Annotated in this window: 19 protein-coding genes and 1 pseudogene; 18 read left to right on the top strand and 2 right to left on the bottom strand. The window is 70.5% G+C overall.

What is annotated here, in order from left to right; genetic code table 11:
• From H7I41_RS28875 to H7I41_RS28815, 13 genes and pseudogenes are all read left to right on the top strand, one after another.
• A pseudogene (locus H7I41_RS28875) lies at positions 1 to 234 on the top strand (mammalian cell entry protein); the annotation flags it as partial.
• Positions 231 to 1,286, top strand: coding sequence for an MCE family protein (locus H7I41_RS28870; protein WP_264016085.1), 1,056 nt, complete (start codon positions 231 to 233; stop codon positions 1,284 to 1,286). The pseudogene H7I41_RS28875 and the gene H7I41_RS28870, both read left to right, overlap by 4 nt.
• Positions 1,279 to 2,310, top strand: a complete 1,032-nt coding sequence (locus tag H7I41_RS28865) for an MlaD family protein (RefSeq protein WP_264016084.1) — start codon at positions 1,279 to 1,281, stop codon at positions 2,308 to 2,310. The genes H7I41_RS28870 and H7I41_RS28865 overlap by 8 nt, the downstream gene beginning before the upstream one ends.
• The gene (locus H7I41_RS28860) at positions 2,307 to 3,422 is read left to right on the top strand and encodes an MlaD family protein (protein WP_264016083.1); all 1,116 of its coding nucleotides are present in this window, start codon (positions 2,307 to 2,309) and stop codon (positions 3,420 to 3,422) included. The genes H7I41_RS28865 and H7I41_RS28860 overlap by 4 nt, the downstream gene beginning before the upstream one ends.
• Entirely contained in the window at positions 3,419 to 4,633 is a 1,215-nt protein-coding gene (locus tag H7I41_RS28855; protein WP_264016082.1) for an MlaD family protein, read from the top strand. The genes H7I41_RS28860 and H7I41_RS28855 overlap by 4 nt, the downstream gene beginning before the upstream one ends.
• Positions 4,630 to 5,874, top strand: coding sequence for an MlaD family protein (locus tag H7I41_RS28850; protein WP_264016081.1), 1,245 nt, complete (start codon positions 4,630 to 4,632; stop codon positions 5,872 to 5,874). Before H7I41_RS28855 ends, H7I41_RS28850 begins: the two co-directional genes overlap by 4 nt.
• A gap of 22 nt (positions 5,875 to 5,896) precedes the next feature.
• A complete protein-coding gene (locus tag H7I41_RS28845; RefSeq protein ID WP_264016080.1) occupies positions 5,897 to 6,475 on the top strand; it encodes an Rv1363c family protein in 579 nt (192 codons plus the stop codon).
• Positions 6,445 to 7,266: a mannan-binding lectin gene (locus tag H7I41_RS28840; RefSeq protein WP_264016079.1), complete on the top strand. Its 822-nt coding sequence runs from the start codon at positions 6,445 to 6,447 to the stop codon at positions 7,264 to 7,266. Before H7I41_RS28845 ends, H7I41_RS28840 begins: the two co-directional genes overlap by 31 nt.
• Positions 7,267 to 7,300: 34 nt before the next feature.
• Positions 7,301 to 8,257 carry an o-succinylbenzoate synthase gene (locus H7I41_RS28835; protein WP_264016078.1) on the top strand — a complete coding sequence of 319 codons (957 nt, stop codon included), beginning with the start codon at positions 7,301 to 7,303 and terminating at the stop codon, positions 8,255 to 8,257.
• 231 nt (positions 8,258 to 8,488) lie between these two features.
• Positions 8,489 to 9,709, top strand: a complete 1,221-nt coding sequence (locus tag H7I41_RS28830; RefSeq protein WP_264016077.1) for a TetR/AcrR family transcriptional regulator — start codon at positions 8,489 to 8,491, stop codon at positions 9,707 to 9,709.
• A gap of 127 nt (positions 9,710 to 9,836) precedes the next feature.
• Entirely contained in the window at positions 9,837 to 10,181 is a 345-nt protein-coding gene (locus H7I41_RS28825; RefSeq protein WP_264016076.1) for a type II toxin-antitoxin system Phd/YefM family antitoxin, read from the top strand.
• A 54-nt stretch (positions 10,182 to 10,235) separates the two neighbouring features.
• Positions 10,236 to 11,204, top strand: coding sequence for a GlxA family transcriptional regulator (locus H7I41_RS28820; protein WP_264016075.1), 969 nt, complete (start codon positions 10,236 to 10,238; stop codon positions 11,202 to 11,204).
• A gap of 17 nt (positions 11,205 to 11,221) precedes the next feature.
• Entirely contained in the window at positions 11,222 to 11,962 is a 741-nt protein-coding gene (locus tag H7I41_RS28815) for a DJ-1/PfpI family protein (RefSeq protein WP_264016074.1), read from the top strand.
• A 31-nt stretch (positions 11,963 to 11,993) separates the two neighbouring features.
• Here the strand turns inward: H7I41_RS28815 and H7I41_RS28810 are convergent, their stop codons facing one another.
• On the bottom strand, positions 11,994 to 13,379 hold the full coding sequence (locus tag H7I41_RS28810; RefSeq protein WP_264016073.1) for a cytochrome P450: 1,386 nt from the start codon (positions 13,377 to 13,379) through the stop codon (positions 11,994 to 11,996).
• Positions 13,380 to 13,451: 72 nt separating this feature from the next.
• Between H7I41_RS28810 and H7I41_RS28805 the strand changes: the two genes are divergently transcribed.
• The 4 genes from H7I41_RS28805 to H7I41_RS28790 all read left to right on the top strand — a co-directional run bounded on the left by H7I41_RS28805 (position 13,452) and on the right by H7I41_RS28790 (position 17,022).
• Positions 13,452 to 13,952, top strand: a complete 501-nt coding sequence (locus H7I41_RS28805; protein WP_264016072.1) for a nitroreductase family deazaflavin-dependent oxidoreductase — start codon at positions 13,452 to 13,454, stop codon at positions 13,950 to 13,952.
• Between the two features lie 72 nt (positions 13,953 to 14,024).
• Positions 14,025 to 14,807: an alpha/beta fold hydrolase gene (locus H7I41_RS28800; RefSeq protein WP_264016071.1), complete on the top strand. Its 783-nt coding sequence runs from the start codon at positions 14,025 to 14,027 to the stop codon at positions 14,805 to 14,807.
• Between the two features lie 2 nt (positions 14,808 to 14,809).
• The gene (gene menD, locus H7I41_RS28795) at positions 14,810 to 16,456 is read left to right on the top strand and encodes a 2-succinyl-5-enolpyruvyl-6-hydroxy-3-cyclohexene-1-carboxylic-acid synthase (RefSeq protein ID WP_264016070.1); all 1,647 of its coding nucleotides are present in this window, start codon (positions 14,810 to 14,812) and stop codon (positions 16,454 to 16,456) included.
• A complete protein-coding gene (locus H7I41_RS28790) occupies positions 16,453 to 17,022 on the top strand; it encodes a DUF3592 domain-containing protein (RefSeq protein WP_264016069.1) in 570 nt (189 codons plus the stop codon). The genes menD and H7I41_RS28790 overlap by 4 nt, the downstream gene beginning before the upstream one ends.
• On the opposite strand, the gene H7I41_RS28785 is transcribed toward H7I41_RS28790, so the two are convergent.
• Positions 17,004 to 18,077, bottom strand: a complete 1,074-nt coding sequence (locus H7I41_RS28785; RefSeq protein WP_264016068.1) for a DUF2330 domain-containing protein — start codon at positions 18,075 to 18,077, stop codon at positions 17,004 to 17,006. The two genes, H7I41_RS28790 and H7I41_RS28785, sit on opposite strands and share 19 nt — an antisense overlap.
• Positions 18,078 to 18,163: 86 nt before the next feature.
• Here H7I41_RS28785 and H7I41_RS28780 point away from each other — a divergent pair, with 86 nt between their 5' ends.
• The gene (locus H7I41_RS28780; protein WP_264016067.1) at positions 18,164 to 18,664 is read left to right on the top strand and encodes an SRPBCC family protein; all 501 of its coding nucleotides are present in this window, start codon (positions 18,164 to 18,166) and stop codon (positions 18,662 to 18,664) included.
• Positions 18,665 to 18,671: the final 7 nt, after the last annotated feature.

Raw genomic sequence — 18,671 nt, 5'->3', positions numbered from 1 at the left:
CCGGTCGCACCGCGCGCCCCGATCTGGCCGGAACCGCCGGGCCCGCCGCCGCTGCCGGCCGAGGCGGCCCCGGCGTCGTTCGGCGGCAATGTCGGGCCCATTGGCAGCACCCAGGAACGCGAGCAACTGAGCCTGATCACCGGCCGGCCCGCCACGCCCGCCACCCAACTGCTGCTCGGGCCGATGGCCCGCGGCACCACCGTCTCGCTCGCACCGGAAGGGAGCCCCGGATGAAGTACCGCGGCGCACTGGTGGGGCTGTCACTGTTCATGGTCGTGGCCGTCACCCTGACCTTGCTGGTGTACGTCACGCTGCGGCGCGACGTCGCCGGCACCACCGCGCCGTACGCGGCGATGTTCTCCGACGTGTACGGCCTCCGGGTGGGCGACGACGTCCGGATGGCCGGAGTGCGGGTCGGCCGCGTCGAGAACATCGAACTGCAGGGCGACCGGGCCAAGGTGTCGTTCGTCGTGCAGACCGAACAGCAGGTGCTCGGCACCACCGTCGCCTCGGTGACGTACCAGAACATCGTCGGCCAGCGCTATCTCGGGCTGACACTAGGCACCCTCGGCGAGCCCGGTGCACTGCCGCCGGGCAGTGTCATCCCCGTCGAGCGCACCGATCCGTCCTTCGACGTCGGCACACTGCTCAACGGTTACGAGCCGCTGTTCAGCGTGCTCAACCCGCGCGACGCGGACAACCTCACCAAGGGCGTCCTGCAGTCGCTGCAGGGCGACGAGTCCGCCATCACCACACTCGTCGACCAGACCTCACAACTCACAGACGCCTTCGCCGGCCGGGATCAGGTGCTCGGCAACGTCATCGACAGCCTGGACCGGGTGTTCGGGACCCTGGCGGCTCAGAACGCCAACCTCGACCAGGTGCTGGCGCAAACGCAACGGGCGATCACCACCTTCGAGGACCGCAGGCCCGAACTCGTGGACTCCGTGGGATCGATCTCGCGTGTGACGCAGCAGCTCTCGACTGTCACCGACGAGGTGTACCCGGCGCTCAACGAACTCGTCCTTCGCGAACCGGGCTTCGCGCAGCACATGGTCGGCATCGAACCGCAACTCGCGTTCACCGGGGCCAACCTGCCGTTGCTGCTCAAGGGATTCGGCCGCATCACCAACGAGGGCGCCTTCGCGAACGCGTATGCGTGCGACCTGAACGCCACCGGATTCTTCCCGGGGCTCAACGACGTGGTGCCGATCATCGTCAACGCGGCCACCCCGGGTAACCGGGCGTGGCACACCCCGAGGTGCAGGAACATGGCCGATGGCTGAGACACGCAGGCGCCGAGCGCTGGAGGACTACAGCAAGCCGTGGCTGGGGGCCATCGCGATCGCGGTGATCGCGGTGCTGGTCGGGGCGATGCTGCTGGTGAAACTGTCCGGCGCCGGCTACCGCACCTACACCGCGCAGTTCCTGCAGGCCGCCGCGCTGCAGCCGGGTAACCCGATCACCATCGCCGGTATCCAGGTTGGCGAGGTGACCGACATGGAGCTGGTCGGCGACCGGGTCGAGGCACGCCTGCGGGTGCGCGACAACGTGGTGCTGGGGGAGGACACCAAGGCCATCATCAAGATCACGACAATCCTCGGATCCCGTTATCTGGCACTGCAACCCGCCGGGCCGGGTGAACTGCCCGACCGCACCATCGACCTCCGGCACACCGAGGTGCCCTACGACCTGCAGGAGGCGCTGGCCGACGTCACCACCACCTACGAACAGGTCGACTCCGACCAGTTCGCCGAATCGCTCAGCGTGCTCGGCGCCGAATTGCACACCCTGCCGCCGGTGGTACCGCAGGCCGTGCAGAACATCCACACCCTGTCCTCGATCGTCGCCGAACGTCGCGACCAGCTGGGGTCGCTGCTGAAGACCACCCAGACCGTCAGCAGCACACTGGAGCGGCAGCACGCCAACATCGCCAACATGGTCCGCCAGGGCCAGGAGCTGATCGGCGAGTTCGTGCTCCGGCGTGCCAGCTTCCACGCCATGATGCAGGCGCTCACCAACCTCGTCGAGACGCTCAGCGGCATCGTCATCGACGACCGGCCCGAGCTGGAGAACCTGCTGCGCAACGTGCGGGCGCTCTCCGACATGCTCGGCCAGCACGACGATCTGCTGCGCAGCACGCTGCAGGCGGGCCCGGTCGCGCTGAGGGGCCTGGCCAACGCCACCGGAACCGGCAACGCGGTCGACCTGAACGCCGCCAACGGCCTCGTCGTCGACTCGTGGATGTGCGCGATCAGCGGCCGGGCCAAGCAGTTCGGCATGATCGAATACTTCAAGGACTGCAAATGAGCCGCAGGGCCAAACTGCTCAGCGTCGCCGTCACCGGCCTGGTGCTGGCACTGATCGTCGCCGCGGTCGGCGTCACCTACCTGAAGGACCGCAGCGACGCGATCACCGTGACCGCCCAGTTCGACAGCGCGGCAGGGGTGTACGTCGGCAACTCGATCGCGGTGCTCGGGATGCCGGTGGGCAAGGTCACCGAGATCACCCCCAAGGGTGGCTACGTCGAGGTGCGCTTCACCGTGGACGGCGACGTCAAGGTGCCCGCGGACGCGATGGCCGTCACCGTGTCCAACTCGATCCTCACCGACCGCCAGATCGAGCTCACCCCGCCCTACCGCGACGGCCCCACCCTGCAGGACCACGACACCATCGGTCTGAACCGGACGAAGACGCCGGTGGAATTCGCGCGGGTGCTCGACGTCCTCGACAAGCTGTCCACCTCGCTGCGCGGCGACGGCCGCGGCGGCGGCCCGGTGGCCGACGTGGTGAACGCCAGTGCCGCGATCGCCGACGGCAACGGCCAGGACATGAAGACCGCGCTCGACGAACTGTCGAAGGCGTTGCGGCTCAGCGCCAGCGGCGGCGAACAGACGCGCGACCAGCTCACCACCATCGTGCGCAACGTCAGCTCGCTCCTCGACGCCGCCGCACGCAACGACGCGACCCTGCGCGACTTCGGCAGCACCATCGGTCAGCTCAGCCAGATCCTCGCCGACGAGAACCTCGGCACCGGCACCACCGGCCGTCAGCTCAACGAGGTGCTGAAACAGGCCGGCGAGGTGCTCGACACCCACCGGGACGCGATCAAGCAGATCGTGCGCAACGGCGACACGACCGTGACCACCGCCGTCGAACACCAGCGTGACCTCGCCGAGTTCCTCGACGTGGCGCCGATGACGCTGGACAACCTCTACAACACCGTCGACCAGGTCAACGGGTCGGTCCGCGTCCGCGTGATGACCGACCGGGTGTTGTTCGAGAGCGCGGCGATCAAAGAGGTCTGCAACATGATGGGCCTGCGACAACTCGGCTGCAGCACAGGAACACTGCAGGACTTCGGACCCGACTTCGGGCTGACCTACGTCCTCGACGGCCTGGCCGCGATGGGACAGAAGTGACCGCCGGCCGTCGCGGGTTCGTGGCGTCGCTGGCGCTGACGCTGTGCCTGAGCACCTCGGCGTGCGCGACCGAAGGGCTGGCCAGCCTGCCGCTGCCCGCGCCGGGTGTGACCTCCGGCGGCTGGACGCTGACGGCGGTGTTCACCAACGCGCTCAACCTGCCGGCCAACGCCAAGGTCAAGCTGGCCGGCGCCGACGTCGGACAGCTCGAGTCGATGGTCGCGCGCAACTACACCGCCGTGGCCACCCTGCGCATCATGGACGGCGTGCGGCTGCCGGTCGGCAGCACCGCCGAACTGCGGTCCGCCACACCGCTGGGCGACGTGTTCGTCGCGGTGAAGCCGCCCGGCGGGACAGGCGCCGGCGTGCCGCTGCTGAAGAACGGGGACACCATCGGCCTCGACGCCACCACGGCGGCCGCCACCGTCGAATCGGTGCTGAGTTCGGCCGCGATACTCGTCAACGGCGGCGCGGTGCGGAACTTCACCAACATCATCAACGGCCTCGGCAAGGCCACCGGCGACCAGGGCCAGGCGTTCGGCGACCTGATCAACCGGACCAACGGCGTTCTCGCCAAGCTCAATTCACGATCCGACCAGCTCTCCACCGCGATGACCGATCTGTCGGCGCTGGCCGACCAGCTCGACGCGAAGAACCAGACGATCACCGACGTGATGGCGGCGGCGGGGCCGGCGACCGAAACGCTCGCCGCACACACCACCCAGGTGGCCGACCTGGTGGCACAGGTCGGTGACACCACAGAGCAGCTCAGGAAGTTCCCGTCGATCGCCGGCACCGACACCAGCGGGCGCAGCGTCATCGGCGACGCCAACACCATCGCCAGGGCGTGGAACGACGTTGTGCTGACACCGGACGCCACCCTGCACTCGCTGAACCGGCTCATGCCGCCGCTGGTGAAATCCACGTCTAGCAATGCGATCTCGACCCGCGTCAGCATCGACCGGCTGGTGCTGGGATCGATCCCGGACATCGGCTTCGAGGGCGACGTCGGCCTGCACGGCCCGAAGCGGTACAACTGGCATCAGCTCGTCGGGACGTTCCAATACACGCTGTGGCGGCTGCAGGAGCGCATCGTGGGCAAGGGCCCTGGGGTGCCGCAGGTCCCGGTGATGCCCAGCCCGACCGAACCCGGCCAGATCGTGACAGTACCGCCACCGCCGCCGCCCGCCGGACCGGAGCCGCCGCGATGATCGGCGCGATCGCCGACCGCGCCGTGCGGCTGGTCCGCGCCGGCCACCGCCGCCGGGCATGGCTGTCCGCCGCGGCGCTCACTCTCACCCTGGTCATCGCCGGCGGCTACCTGCTGATCGGTGCGTTGCGGATCGACCCGCTCGCCTCGACCTACCGGCTCACCATCGAACTCCCGGAATCCGGCGGACTGCTGCCCGACCAGGACGTCACCCTGCGCGGCGTGCCGATCGGCCGGGTGGAACGACTGGACATCACCCCGGCGGGAGTCAATGCCGTGGTGGCGGTGAAGTCGACGGTGGACATCCCCTCGTCGAGCGATGTGCGGGTGTCCGGACTGTCGCCGGCGGGGGAGCAGTACATCGACTTCGCCGCCGACAGCGACAGCGGCCCGTACCTGCGCGACGGCGGTGTCATCGGCCACGCCACCGTTCCGGTCCCGCTCGCTCAACTGCTCGCCGATGCCGACGGCATGCTGGCACAGGTCGATCCGGGCAAGCTCGAGCTGATCCGCCGTGAGCTGAGCCTGAGCGACGAGGGCCCGCGCAAGCTCACCGACATCATCGACGGCGGCACGTTCCTGCTGTCGACGCTCGACTCGGTGCTGCCCGAGACCACCAGCATGCTGCGCAGCAGCCGGGTGGTGCTGACGCTGGCGGCCGACAAGAACGCCGGAATCGCCGTCGCGAACCAGAACCTCGCCAGCACGCTCGCAGGCATCGACCGGATGCGGGAGGGCTACCGGCGGCTCACCGAACAGGCGCCGCCCGCGCTGGCCAGCGTCGACAACCTGTTCGCCGACAACTCCGACACCATGGTGCAGCTGCTGGGCAACCTGACCACCACGTCGCAGCTGCTGTATCTGCGGGTGCCCGCGCTCAACGCGCTGTTCCCCGCGCATCGCGGATCGGTGCTCGACGCACTCGGCAGCGTGATGCACGACAACGGCATCTGGGCCACCGGCGACGCCTACCCGCGCTACGCCTGCGACTACGGCACGCCGCGCCGGCCACCGTCGGCGGCCGACTATCCCGAGCCGTTCATGTACACCTACTGCCGCGACGACCATCCCGGCGTCCTCGTGCGGGGCGCCAAGAACGCGCCGCGCCCGGCCGGCGACGACACCGCGGGCCCGCCACCGGGCGCCGACCTCGGCAGGACCACCGACCCGACACCCAAGGGCCGCTTCACGATTCCCACCCCGTACGGCGGTCCCGTGCTGCCCATAGAGCCGCCCCGTTGAACCCGACGAGAAGGAGGTCGACGTGACCGTGACGACCGACGGTGAATCCGATACCGAAGCCGACGAGGACACCACCGCCGACGAGGGCGCGGTCGACGAAGCCTCCGAGGCACCCGAACGGCGTTGGCGCAAGAAGCTGCTCGCCGGCGCGGCCGCGGCGGTCGTCGTCGCGTCGCTGGCCGGCTGCGGATACCTCGGCTGGACCGTGTGGCAGGACCGGGCGACGACCCGGGCGGGTGAGCAGGCCCGCGAGGCCGCCGTGGCGTACGCGCAGGTGCTCACCAGCATCGACGCGAACAAGGTGGACGAGAACTTCGACCAGGTGCTCGGCGGCGCCACCGGTGAGTTCAAGGACATGTACTCGCAGTCGAGCATGCAGCTGCGCCAACTGCTCATCGACAACAAGGCCACTGCGCACGGCGTCGTCCTGGAGTCGGCCGTCCAGTCACAGTCGAAGGACCGGGTGGTGGTGCTGCTCTTCGTCGACCAGTCGGTGACGAACACCAGCATGCCCGACCCGCGCATCGACCGGAGCCGCATCAAGATGACGATGGAGCATGTCGACGGCGCATGGCGCACAAGCAAAGTCGAACTCCCCTGACGGCCGTGAGACTCGGCGCACTCATCGGGGCGGCCGTCGCGGCGACCGCGGTCTTGACGGCGCCGGGCGCCGCGGCGTCGGCCGCTTCGTTCTGCGGCGAACTCGGCGGCGCGTGGACCGGACAGTACTGCCAGACCTCGGTGCTCTCCGAACGCAAGGCGGTCCGCGACATCAAGGTCGCCATCCCGGAGGAACTGGTCGCCGACCCCCTCGCGGGCCCCGTGATACGCGACTATCTGACCACCCTGGTGGACAACTGGCGGCGGGTCGGCGAGCACATGGCGGCCGACAGCTTCGGCGAGGGCAACTACCAGATCCTGCGCCGCGGCGACACGGTGTCGGCGGTGTTCCGCGAGACGTATCACGCCGACGGGCCCGACTTCAACAACGCCTACCGGACCTTCACCTTCGACACGGCAGGCGGCCGGCGACTGCAGCTGACGGATCTGGTGCGGCCGGGCGTCGACCCGCTCACCGCGATTCCGCCACTGGCGCAACCGTTCGTCGAACAGGCACTCGCGGTCGCCCCGCCACCACATCAAGCCGGCACGTACCCGTTCGTGGCCGACCGCTGGACGCCCGACAAGGTCTACTCGGGCGGATACAAGGCGTGGGCGCTGAGCGGCAGTGAACTGATCCTCTACATGCCCGATTACCCGGTCGCCCACGACACTCCGCTGAACTTCTCGCCCGGCCTGCCGCAGTGGGCGATGGACGGGGGCACGGTGCAGGCCCACATCCCGCTCGCCGCACTGGCGCCGATCCTGCGTCCCGAATACGGCGGTGCCTGAGCCGGCACGGTGGCCTTGAGGGCACTATGGGAACGTGCCCGACCTGGCTGACGTCCTCGACCGCCTGCACGTCGTCGCGCTGCCGATGCGAGTGCGGTTCCGCGGCATCACGGTGCGGGAGGTGGCGCTGATCGACGGCCCCGCGGGGTGGGGTGAGTTCGGCGCCTTCCCGGAATACGAGCCGCCGGAGGCTGCCGCCTGGCTGTCCGCGGCGCTCGAGGCCGCCTACGGCGACCGGCCGGCGCTGCGGCGGTCGTCCATCCCGATCAACGCGACGGTGCCCGCGGTCGATGCGGCGCAGGTGCCCGAGGTGCTCGCCCGGTTCCCGGGTGCGCGCACCGCGAAGGTGAAAGTGGCCGAGCCAGGCCAGGTTCTGGCCGACGACGTGGCGCGGGTGAACGCGGTGCGGGCGTCGGTGCCCACGGTGCGCGTCGACGCCAACGGCGGATGGACCGTGGACGAAGCGGTGGCCGCCGCGGCGGCCCTCACCGCAGACGGATTGCTGGAGTACCTCGAACAGCCCTGTGCCACAGTGCCCGAACTCGCCGAGCTACGGCGCCGTATCGACGTCGCGGTCGCGGCCGACGAGAGCATCCGTAAGGCCGACGACCCGCTGAGGGTGGTGCGCGCCGACGCCGCGGACATCGCCGTCGTCAAGGTCGCCCCGCTGGGCGGCGTGCGCCGGATGCTCGACATCGCCGGGCAACTCGGGATACCGGTCGTGGTGTCGAGCGCCCTGGACTCCGCGGTCGGCATCTCCCGCGGTCTGCTGGCCGCCGCGGCGTTGCCGACGCTCACACACGCCTGCGGGCTGGGAACCGGCGGCCTGTTCGTCGAAGACGTGGCCGAAGCACTGATCCCGGTCGACGGCCGGCTGCCTGCCCGTCCCGTCGATCCCGAGTCCGCGCGGCTGGCGGCGCTGGCCGCGTCGCCCGAGCGGCGGGACTGGTGGATCCGCCGGATCACCGAATGCCTACCGCTCACCCGCTGACGCCTCACCGCCCCGACGAGCAGGTACGGCAACGCGGCCCAGACGGCCACCTCGATCAGCCTGCCGATGCTCACCTCGAGGGCGAGAAACCGACGCAACATGTCGAGGACCGGGATGATGTTAACGCTCGTTCGTCGTCGCCGTGTGGGATCAGCACCGGTGAGGTGTGATTCGCGCAGCACTAACCTGATGACTGTTCTGCCGGCGGCGACCGGCGGATAGGGTGCTTTCATGCCTCCCGCCGCCGGAGTCCGCGCGGACCGCCGCAAGCGACCCAAGGACCGGAAGCAGCAGATCGCCGGTGTGTCGGCGGAGGCCTTCAGTGAACTCGGCTACCACGGCGTCAGCATGGAGGACATCGCCGGCCGCGTCGGCGTCACCGCGGCCTCGCTCTACCGGCACTACTCCCGCAAGTACGACCTGTTCCGCGCGGCGGTCCTGGGCCTCGGCGAGCAACTCGACGAGTGCACCGCGTTCATCGACTCCGACACCACCGGGCCGCCGGAGCGCACATGGGACCGCGCGGTGGAGGCCCTGGTGGACACCACGCTGAAGAACCGGACCAGCGGCGGCCTGTACCGCTGGGAGGGCCGCTACCTCGAACCGCACGACCAACTGACGCTCAACAGCCAGATCAAGCTGGTGAACCGCCGCCTGCAGCAACCACTTTCGTCGCTGCGACCGGAACTGGACTCACGTCAGCGCTGGGTACTGTCCTCCGCGGTGCTCAGCGTCATCGGCAGCATCACCGACCATCGCGCGCGACTGCCGAACGAACGGGTGCGCGCGACGCTGGCCGCGATCACCCGCGCGGTGCGCGACGCGGAACTGCCCGCCGAGGCACCGGTACCCGCGGCGGCGCCGGCAAGGACGGTGGGCGCCGCCGCAGGCGAATACGAGCAGATCCTGCACGCGGCGATGCTGCTCTTCAACGACCGCGGCTACCGCGACACCGGCATGGACGACATCGCCGAGGCGACGGGACTGGCGACGTCGGCCATCTACCGGTTCTTCACCGGCAAGAGCGCGATCCTGGCCGCGGCCTACCGCCGCGCGGCCGACCGGGTCTCCGGCGACGTGTCCGCCGTCCTCGCCGCGGCGGTCGACTGTCACGACGCGGTCGGCGGTCTGGTGGACGCCTACGTGCGCCGGTCGTTCGCCAGTCCCGAGGTGGCCTACGTCTACTACGCGGAGCGGGTGAACGTGCCTGCGTCCGACCGGGTGGCGCTGCACAACATGCAGCGCGCCACCGTGGAGGCCTGGGTCCGCCAGCTGACCGCCGCACGGCCCGACCTCGCCGAGGGTGAGGCGCGATTCGCGGTCCACGCGGCGTTCGCCCTGGTGGTGGATCTCGGCCGCCTCGTGCAGTATGTCGAGTCCGAGTCGTCCCAGGCGGTGGTGCGGGAACTGGTGCTCACCACCCTGCTCGGTTCCGCCGCCAGTCGCCGCTGATCCATCCGGAACGATCATTCACCTGTAGAGTTCGGTGCATGGTCGGGTGGACTGGACATCTGTTGTCAGCAAGAAGTTCTGAGCGATATTGGTTCGGCGGCGGCGGCCGCACTAGGGCGGAATCACCATGCACATCTCGGTGACGACGATCGGCATCGGCCAGTTGCGCAGCGACACCCGTTGCTACCTCGATCGCGCCGAGTCCGGCGAGGTGTTCGAGGTGCTCCGGCGGGGCAAGCCCGTCGCCCGACTGCGCAAGGTCGACCACTCGCAGCACGTGCACGGCAACAAGGTCTCGTTGGCAGACCTGCGCGCCTGCGCCGGTCGCCTACTCGGCCGGGTCGCGGCGGGCGAGACCATCACGATCGAGCACCACGGCCGTCCGGTCGCCGCCCTGCAACCGTGGGCGCTGCCGGAGCGCGTCGAGCCGAGCCGGATCCAAGCCGGGTACGGGCACACCGCCGTGTCCTGAAGTGTGGGATGCATGGCGTAGACGCCACGCGCCGGGTGCTCGACACTGAGGAGCATGCGGCGGTCGGTGGTGCTCCTCGGGTTCACGGGCGTGCAGGCGCTCGACCTGGTGGGACCGTTCGAGGTGTTCACCGGCGCGACGCTGGCACTGGCCGCCGAAGGGCGGGACGAGGACGGCTACGACGTCGTGGTCGTCTCGGTGGATGGTGAACCGGTGACGACGGGCACCGGCCTGGCCTTCGCCGCGCAACCGCTGCCCGACGCGCGCCACCCTGTCGACACCGTGGTGCTGCCCGGCGGGTGGGGGACGACGTCGCTGAAGCAAGGCAGCGCCGCCGTCGCCTGGGTCCGCGCCTCGGCCGAACACGCACGCCGCGTCGTCAGCGTCTGCACGGGCGCGTTCATCGCCGCGGAGGCGGGACTGCTCGACGGCTGCCCGGCCACCACGCATTGGGCGTTCGCGGCACAGCTGGCACGCGAATACCCCGCTGTCGCCGTGGATCCGGAGCCGATCTTCGTGCGCAGCTCCGAGCGCGTGTGGACGGCCGCGGGGGTGACGGCGGGGATCGACCTGGCGCTGTCGCTGGTCGAGGACGACTACGGCACCGACATCGCGCAGACGGTGGCCCGCTGGCTGGTGCTCTACCTACGCAGGCCCGGCGGGCAGACACAGTTCGCCGCGCCGGTGTGGATGCCGCGGGCGAGGCGGACGCCCATCCGCGAGGTGCAGGACGCCATCGACGCCGAACCCGGTGCCGCGCATCGCATCGCGGACATGGCGCGGCGGGCGGCCATGAGTCCTAGGCACTTCACCCGGGTCTTCACCGACGAGGTCGGCGTGCCGCCAAGCACCTATGTCGAGCGGATCCGAACCGACGCGGCCCGCCGTCAACTCGAGGAGACCGACGACACCGTCACCGCCATCGCCGCCCGCTGTGGGTTCGGCACCGCGGAGACCATGCGCCGCAACTTCGTCCGGCGCCTCGGCGTCTCGCCCGACCACTACCGCAGAACATTCGCCTGAGAAGAGAAGGAATCACCATGCCGCAGATCGCGATCGTCGTCTATCCCGGTTTCACCGCACTGGACTTCATCGGACCCTACGAGGTCTTGCGCAGCCTGCCCGACGCCGAGGTGCGCTTCGTGTGGCACGAGCCCGGACCGATCACCGCCGACAGCGGCGTGCTCGTCGTGGGCGCCACCCACTCGTTCGACGAGACACCGTCGCCCGACATCCTGCTGGTGCCCGGTGGCATGACGTCGGTGGAGCACGCCCGCGACGAGAAGCTGCTGGACTGGATCCGCCGCGCGCACGAGACGACGGCCTGGACCACGTCGGTGTGCTCGGGTTCGCTCATCCTTGCGGCAGCCGGTGTGCTGGAGGGCCTTCGGGCGACCTCGCACTGGATGATCGTGCCGATGCTCAAGACCTTCGGGGTGATCCCCGTCTCCGACGAGCGCGTCGTCCGCGAGGGCAAGGTGGTCACCGCGGCCGGTGTCTCGGCGGGCATCGACTTGGCGATGTGGCTGGCCGGTGAGATCGCCGGAGAGGCGCACGCCAAGGTCACCCAGCTGATCATCGAGTACGACCCCCAGCCGCCGTTCGACAGCGGTCACATGTCCAAAGCGTCGGCGTCGACCAAGGCCGCCGCGGCGGCGGAACTGGCCAAGGACACCGTGTTCACCCACCGCCAGCTCGGCCAGTCGACGATGCTGCTGTGGGACCGCGCGCTGGCCGCAGTCCGGTCCCGCCGCTCCAAGTCGGCGACTTCGGCGCGCTGACCGCCGCGGAGCGAACGAAACCGCGCCGAAATCACCGCCGCGCGCGCACCCGCGCAGGGATCGGGCCGTCGGCCACGGTGGTGAACGGCACGGCGAGCGGGAAATCGTCTCCGGTGGAGGTGATCTCGACGTCCCGCAGCACCGTCGCGACCGCGAGGACCAGTTCGAGCATCGCGAAGTGGTCGCCGATGCAGGTGCGCGTCCCGCCGCCGAACGGGATGTACTGCCAGCGGTCGAGGCGCCCGAAGTTCTGCGCGCTGAACCGCTCCGGGTCGAATCGCAGCGGGTCGTCCCACAGATCCGGGTCGCGCTGCATGCCGTAGATGCCCACCAGCACCATGCTGCCCGCCTCGACCCGGCAGCCCGCGACCTCGATGTCGCGCATGGCCGTCCGGCCGGCCACCGACACCGGCGGGCACAGCCGCAGCGCCTCGTGCACCACCTGTGTGGTGTAGGGCAGCCGGCCGACGTCGTCGGCGGTCAGGGTGCGGTCACCGAGCGCGGCGGCCTCGGCGGCCACCCGGTCGGCGATGTCGCGGTGGTGGCCCAGCGCCCACAGCGCGTAGGCGATGGTGGTGGCCGTGGTGTCGTGGCCCGCGACGATGAACGCGATCAGGTCGTTGCAGATGTCGTCGTCGGACAGCGTCTTCCCGGTCTCCGGGTCGGTCGCGCCGATCAGCGCGTGCACCAGCGGTGCGTCGATGTCCGGGTCGGCGCGGCACGCCGCGAGGATGTCCTCCGCGAGGCGGTGCATCGAGCTGTAGGCGGCGACGGCGCGCCGCCGCGACGGAAGCGGCAGCCAGCGTGGCGGATTGATCGGGCGCATCCCGCGGTCGGCGATGTGCGACAGCGCGATGTTGAGGGGCTCGGCCAACGCATAGGAACGCTCGTCGAGGTCGATGCCGAGCACAGAGCGGCCCAGCGCCCGCATCGTGAGCCGGCGGCTGTCGGCGTCCAGGTCGACCTCCGCCCCGTCGCCGGAACCCGCGGCGGCGGCGAGCCAGCCGTCGGCCACCATCGCGGCGGCCTGCGACATGTGGTCGCCGAAGCGGCGCACGTACTGCTTGGTGAACAGCGGCTGCAGCGTGCGCTTGCGGGGCAGCCACGGCTCGTTGGGCAGATCGGCGAGGTTGTCGCCCATCAGCATTCGCATCTCGTGGTGCACGGCCGTCCGGTCACACGCACCGTCCTTGCGGCTCAGCACGTCCCGCGCACCGGCGGGCGACATCACCCAGACGATCGGCGGCGCGAACCACTTCGGGCCGAGCGTCACCCGGGTGACCTGACCGCCCGCCTCGCGGAACGTCACCTGACACGTGTGGGTCTTGCGCACCTCGTCGAGGCGCTGCTTGAGCGGTAGTGGATTCGCCGGCACCAGCGGCAGCGCGGCGACGTCGTTCTCCTCGGTGGTGACCATTTCCCCTCCGGCCCTTGGCGCAACGCCTCGAAGCGTAGTTCGGTGCGGCCGTTCCTCGCCTACGATGCCCCGGTGGGTATCCCCGAAGTCGATCCGACGGCAGGTTCGCCGATGCTGCGTATCGGCGCGCGGCTGACCAGTCCCAAGCCCGTGCGCTGGGCACTCAAGCACGTCGCGCACCGCATCGACCGGCCGCTGCTCCGGCTGTCCAACGGGCGGCTGTCCTCGGCGATGGTGACGCCCGAGGTGCTGCTGATCCACACCGGCGCCAGGACGGGCAAGCGGCGGACCACGCCGCTCACCTACTTCACCGACAGCGGCCGGGTCATCGTGATCGCATCGAATTACGGCGGCTCCCGCCACCCGGCCTGGTACTTCAACATCACGGCCAACCCGCGGGTGACGCTGTCGGCCGGCGGCCACACCGGCGACTACGTCGCCGAGGAGGTCACCGGTGAGGAGCGCGCCCGGCTGTGGCGGCTGGCATGCGAGTTCATCCCCAGCTACGCCGGCTACGAGCAGCTCGCGGGCGACCGGACCATCCCGGTGATCGCCTTCACCCCCGCCCCCTAGCGAGTTGTGGAGTCTCGGCCGCGCACACCGCGGCTGATGTTCCACAGATCGCCAGGCGGTAGCGTCGTCGGCGTGAATCTGGCTTACGACGATCGTGGCAAGGGACAGCCGGTGCTGTTCATCGCCGGTCACGGCGGCGCCGGACGGACCTGGCATCTGCACCAGGTGCCGGCATTCGCCCGGGCCGGCTACCGGACCATCACCTTTGACAACCGCGGCATCGGCGCGACCTCGAACGCCGAGGGCTTCGGTACCGAGCAGATGGTCGCCGACACCGCGGCCCTGATCGAGAAGCTCGACCTGGCGCCGGTACGCCTGGTCGGTGTGTCGATGGGCTCCTACATCGCCCAGGAGCTGATGCTGGCGCGCCCGGAGCTGGTCGACAGCGCGGTGCTGATGGCCACCCGCGGTCGCCACGACAAGGCCCGCGAGCTGTTCCGCCGCGCCGAGCTGGATCTCGAGGCCTCGGGCATCGAGCTGCCCGCCGCCTACGACGCCAAGATCCGGCTGATCGAGAACTTCTCCCCGAAGACGCTGAACAACGACCGGGTGGTGCAGGACTGGTTCGAGATGTTCACCATGTGGCCGAACAGGTCGACGCCCGGGACGCGCAGCCAGTTCAACGCCTCCCCGACCACCAACCGGTTGCCGGCCTACGGGGCGATCCGGCAGCGCACGCTGGTGATCGGCTTCGCCGACGACGTCCTGCTGCCCGCCCACCTCAGCCGCGAGGTCGCCGACGCGCTGCCCAACGGCCGCTACCTGGAGATTCCGGACACCGGCCACCTCGGCTTCCTCGAGCAGCCCGACGCCGTCAACAAAGCGGCGCTCGATTTCTTCGCCGATAAGCTGTAGCGATGAACCCCTCGACGACGCAGGCCCGTGTCGTCGTCGACGAACTGATTCGCGGCGGCGTCCGTGACGTCGTGCTGTGCCCGGGGTCGCGCAACGCGCCGCTGGCCTTCGCGCTGAACGACGCCGACCGCGCGGGCCGGCTGCGTCTGCACGTGCGGATCGACGAACGCACCGCCGGCTTCCTGGCGATCGGCCTTGCCGTCGCGGAGCGCGCGCCGGTGTGCGTGGCGATGACGTCGGGCACCGCGGTCGCCAACCTCGGTCCCGCGGTCGTCGAGGCGAACTACGCCCGGGTGCCGCTGATCGTGCTGAGCGCCAACCGGCCCTACGAGCTGCTGGGCACCGGCGCCAACCAGACCTTCGAGCAGCTCGGCTACTTCGGCACGCAGGTGCGGGCGATGATCAGCCTCGGCCTCGCCGAGGACAACCCGGAACGGATGGACTCGCTCAACGCCCAGTGGCGGTCAGCGACGTGCCGCGTGCTGGTGGCGGCCACCGGCGCGCGCAGCGCCAACGCCGGTCCGGTGCAGTTCGACATCCCGCTGCGCGAGCCGCTGGTGCCCGACGCCCACGATGGAAGCCCGGTCCCGCCCGGCCGCCCGGACGGCAGGCCGTGGACACACACGCCGCCGGTGTCGTTCGACCAGCCGGTCGACATCGACCTCGCCCCCGACACCGTCGTCATCGCCGGCCACGGCGCCGGTGTGCAGGAGAACCTCGCCGGCCTGCCGACGGTAGCCGAACCCACTGCTCCGCCTGCGGCCAACCCGCTGCACCCGCTTGCCCTGCGGCTCCTGCGGCCCAAGCAGGTGATCATGCTCGGCCGGCCGACGCTGCACCGGCCGGTGTCGGCCCTGCTGGCCGACCCGTCGGTGCCGGTGTACGCGCTGACCACCGGGCCGCGCTGGCCCGACGTCTCCGGCAACTCGCAGGCCACCGGCACCCGGGCGGTCATCTCCGGCGCCTCTGACCCGGCCTGGCTGCGGCGGTGCGCCGACGCCCACCGGCACGCGGTCGACGCGGTCCGCGACCAGCTCGCGGCCCACCCGCTGACCACCGGCCTGCATGTGGCCGCCGCGGTCACCGACGCGCTGCGGCCCGGCGACCAGCTGGTGCTCGGCGCGTCGAACCCGGTGCGCGACGCCGCGCTGGTCGGGCTGACCCCGCGCGGGGTGACGGTGCGGTCGAACCGCGGGGTGGCGGGTATCGACGGCACGGTGTCGACGGCCATCGGCGCCGCGCTGGCGCACGAGCAGACCGGAAGCGGCGACGAGGTGCCGCGGACGATCGCCCTGCTCGGGGACCTGACGTTCGTGCACGACAGTTCCGGCCTGCTCATCGGGCCCACCGAGCCCACGCCGCGGGACCTGACGATCGTGGTGTCCAACGACAACGGCGGCGGCATCTTCGAACTCCTCGAGCAGGGCGACCCGCGGTTCTCCGACGTGTCGGCGCGCGTCTTCGGCACCCCGCACGACGTCGACGTCGGCGCGCTGTGCCGGGCGTACCACGTGGACAGCCGCCAGATCGAGGTCGACGACCTGGCCGGGGTGCTCGACGAACCGCACGACGGGATGCGGGTGCTGGAGGTGAAGGCCGACCGGTCGTCGTTGCGGGCGCTGCACGCGTCGATCAGGGCCGCCCTGTGACGCTGCCCCCAGCGCTGCACCGTCTGATCGAGCGGCTGAAAGTGTTGTGGCGCATCGCGATTCCACACCTGTACGGCGACGGCACCGAGACCCGCGCCGAGCGGGTGATCCGGCGGGTCCGCATCGGAGTGGTGATCGCCGCCTGCCTGGTCACGCTGCAGTCGACGTTGATGGTGCTCGGCGCGTGGCGCAACGACCGGCAGATCGAAGGCCACATGGGTGTCGCCGAGGCGAACGTCCTCAGCGCGGGCCCGCGCCGGTCGACCATCGAGTTCGTCACACCCGACCGGGTGACCTACCGTCCCGAACTCGGTGTGCTGTACCCGTCGGAGCTGGAGGCGGGCATGCGGATCTATGTCGAGTACGACGTGAACAACCCCGACCTGGTCCGGGTGCAGGACCGCGACGCGTCGCTGTCCATCATCCCGGCCGGCTCGATCGCGGTCGTCGGCTGGCTGGCGGCCGGGGCGGCGCTGCTCGGGCTGGCATACCTGCAGAAACGGCTGCACGTGGAGCAGGCCGGCGAGGCCCGCCCCGAAGTGGCGGATCAGCCGCGCGTCGGCTGACCGCGGCGCCTCGAGCGGACGATCGCACCCGCGGTCAGCGCGACGACGGCGACGAACCCGTTGACGGCCACGAGCGCGACCAGCGCCAGCCCGGTGATGTCGCCCCGGTCGCGGTGCCGGTAGATCACCTCCTGGAACGGGGTGTCGGCCGACGCCTGGACGAACACGTAGTCGCCGTCGATCGCGGACGGATCGTCGATGGTGTTCTTCCACCGGGTGAGGAACGCCGCCTCGCCCGCGTATTCGGCGAGCGCGGGCGGCAGCGCCTCGATCCGGCCGGCGAAGGCGAGCGACGGGTCGTCGCCGGCCACGGGGACCTCTGACGGGTCCATCCGGTGATCGGCCAGCACGGTCAGGTCGACGGTCTGCGGCGTCGTCGCCGACTGTGACAACCGCATCGGGTACACCACCTCGTCGGAGCGGAACGACAGCCGCAGCGGCTGCAGGTCACCGGTCAGCGACTCGCCGGCGGCGCCAGGAACCAGCTGCACCGCCACGATCTCCCAGCCGTCCCGCACATAGGGCGCAAGGTTGCGATCCAGGCCTGGCGGGTGCGGAAATCCCCGGCCCGCAAGCCAATCGGCCAGGGCGGCCGGATCGCCTGCGGTCAGCCGGGTCACGTCGAACGGTCCGATGCGCTGCCGGGCGAGCACGCTGACACCGGTCGGGGCCTGCGCGCCGGCGGTGTCGGGCGCCTCGCTCGCGAAGCCCTTCATCCAGTCGAACGTGGGCCACCACGAGTCGCGGTACTCGATGCGCGGCGCGGTGAGCAGGTCGATCTCGTCGAACACCTCCGGCTCGCCGAGGGTGACCCGCGCCGCCGACGGCACCGGCATCACCCAGGCCGCGGACGCCGAACTGCCTTGCACGTCGAAGGACATCAGCACGTCCTCGCTGGTGCCGTCCCAGGCGACCAGCGCGCGCTCGTCGGTCACGGCCGGACCCTCCTGCGCGGGGATGTAGGCGCCGCAGCCGCAGGCCCGCGCCGGCGCGGCCACGCCGGCGGACAGCGCCAGCACGCACGTCGCGAGCACCACGGCGGCCGACCGCATCATGGGCGTCATCGTATTGCCCGCGCGCCGTTTGGCCGCTCCCTTCGCGGGTATCGCGACCCGTCGACGGCATCGGAAGGGGACGGGCGATGAGTGCACTGGACACCGCGAAGAAGCAGGCGGCCGAGGTGGCCGGGAAGCTGGCCGACCAGCTGCCGCAACGAACGGCCACGCAGTCGGTGACGATCGCCGTTCCGCTGGAGCGCGTCGAGCAGTTCTGGCGCAACCCCGACGAGCTCTCGGTGGTGCTCGGCGACGTCGGCGAGGTCGAGGTCACCGGCCCCGACCGGTACCGGTGGCGGCTGCAGGCCGGCCCGGTGAAGACGACGTGGGAATCGCGGCTGCAGGAGGACATCGCCGGTGTCCGGTTCGTCGGCACCGAGGACGACCGCAACGAGCTCGTCGTCACCTATCGCGAGGCGCCCCGCGGCCTGGGAACCGAGGTGACCGTGCACGCGAAGAGTCCGGCTCCCGGCCTGCTCACCGGCGCACTGGCGTTCAAGGTGCTCTACCGGGTGCGGGCGCTGCTGCAGACCGGTGAGGTGCCGACCATCCGATGCAATCCGAGCGCGCGCGACTCCGCGCGCTGACGAAAGG

Source organism: [Mycobacterium] manitobense, from assembly GCF_025821665.1.
Lineage (GTDB): Bacteria > Actinomycetota > Actinomycetes > Mycobacteriales > Mycobacteriaceae > Mycobacterium > Mycobacterium arseniciresistens.
The sequence above is the reverse complement of the archived record's forward strand: the minus strand, read 5'-3'. Positions and strand labels throughout refer to the sequence as shown.

Bases quoted from the DNA above. Each gene is read 5' to 3' on its own strand.
- H7I41_RS28870 (WP_264016085.1), top strand. From the start codon at position 231: ATGAAGTACCGCGGCGCACTGGTGGGGCTGTCACTGTTCATGGTCGTG.
- H7I41_RS28865 (WP_264016084.1), top strand. From the start codon at position 1,279: ATGGCTGAGACACGCAGGCGCCGAGCGCTGGAGGACTACAGCAAGCCG.
- H7I41_RS28860 (WP_264016083.1), top strand. From the start codon at position 2,307: ATGAGCCGCAGGGCCAAACTGCTCAGCGTCGCCGTCACCGGCCTGGTG.
- H7I41_RS28850 (WP_264016081.1), top strand. From the start codon at position 4,630: ATGATCGGCGCGATCGCCGACCGCGCCGTGCGGCTGGTCCGCGCCGGC.
- H7I41_RS28840 (WP_264016079.1), top strand. From the start codon at position 6,445: ATGGCGCACAAGCAAAGTCGAACTCCCCTGACGGCCGTGAGACTCGGC.
- H7I41_RS28830 (WP_264016077.1), top strand. From the start codon at position 8,489: ATGCCTCCCGCCGCCGGAGTCCGCGCGGACCGCCGCAAGCGACCCAAG.
- H7I41_RS28825 (WP_264016076.1), top strand. From the start codon at position 9,837: ATGCACATCTCGGTGACGACGATCGGCATCGGCCAGTTGCGCAGCGAC.
- H7I41_RS28820 (WP_264016075.1), top strand. From the start codon at position 10,236: ATGCGGCGGTCGGTGGTGCTCCTCGGGTTCACGGGCGTGCAGGCGCTC.
- H7I41_RS28815 (WP_264016074.1), top strand. From the start codon at position 11,222: ATGCCGCAGATCGCGATCGTCGTCTATCCCGGTTTCACCGCACTGGAC.
- H7I41_RS28810 (WP_264016073.1), bottom strand. From the start codon at position 13,379: ATGGTCACCACCGAGGAGAACGACGTCGCCGCGCTGCCGCTGGTGCCG.
- menD (WP_264016070.1), top strand. From the start codon at position 14,810: ATGAACCCCTCGACGACGCAGGCCCGTGTCGTCGTCGACGAACTGATT.
- H7I41_RS28785 (WP_264016068.1), bottom strand. From the start codon at position 18,077: ATGATGCGGTCGGCCGCCGTGGTGCTCGCGACGTGCGTGCTGGCGCTG.
- H7I41_RS28780 (WP_264016067.1), top strand. From the start codon at position 18,164: ATGAGTGCACTGGACACCGCGAAGAAGCAGGCGGCCGAGGTGGCCGGG.